The organism is Vibrio sp. 1641, from assembly GCF_033339995.1.
Classification (GTDB): domain Bacteria; phylum Pseudomonadota; class Gammaproteobacteria; order Enterobacterales; family Vibrionaceae; genus Vibrio; species Vibrio alginolyticus.
Window position 1 is genome coordinate 1 of record NZ_JAWOVP010000151.1, and the last position, 740, is coordinate 740.

At 48.6% G+C, this 740-nt stretch carries 1 protein-coding gene; it reads left to right on the forward strand.

Annotated features, from left to right (window positions below):
• On the forward strand, window positions 1-740 hold a 740-nt coding region (locus R7Z47_RS24750; RefSeq protein WP_318130750.1), incomplete at both ends, for an Hsp70 family protein.

Genomic DNA, 740 nt, shown 5'->3' on the forward strand with positions numbered 1-740 from the left:
CTTTCTGCTGAGAAAAACCGTGCATTACTGAACATTGCAACGGCGACCAAAATTGCTTTCTCTGAGCAAGACAGCGTAGAAGTTGACGTGTTTGGCTGGAAAGGCACTGTAACACGCGAGCAGTTCGAAGATCTGATTCGCCCACTCGTGAAGAAAACTCTGATGTCTTGTCGTCGTGCACTGAAAGATGCTGACGTAGAAGCGGAGGAAGTACTTGAAGTGGTGATGGTTGGTGGCTCAACTCGTACCTTGCTTGTCCGTGAAATGGTAGGCGAATTCTTTGGCCGCACACCACTCACTAGCATCAATCCTGATGAAGTGGTGGCTATTGGTGCAGGCATCCAAGCAGATATTCTTGCTGGTAACAAACCTGACTCTGAAATGCTGCTGCTTGACGTGATTCCATTATCATTGGGTATTGAAACCATGGGTGGGTTGGTTGAGAAAATCATTCCGCGCAACACCACGATTCCTGTTGCTCGCGCGCAAGAGTTTACCACCTTCAAAGATGGTCAAACGGCGATGAGCGTGCACGTTGTGCAAGGTGAGCGCGAGATGGTGGATGATTGTCGTTCACTTGCGCGTTTCTCACTAAAAGGTATTCCTCCTATGGCGGCAGGTGCTGCGCACATCCGAGTGACGTACCAAGTTGATGCTGACGGTTTACTATCTGTGACTGCAATGGAAAAGAGCACTGGTGTTCAGTCCGAAATTCAAGTGAAACCTTCTTACGGTTTAAG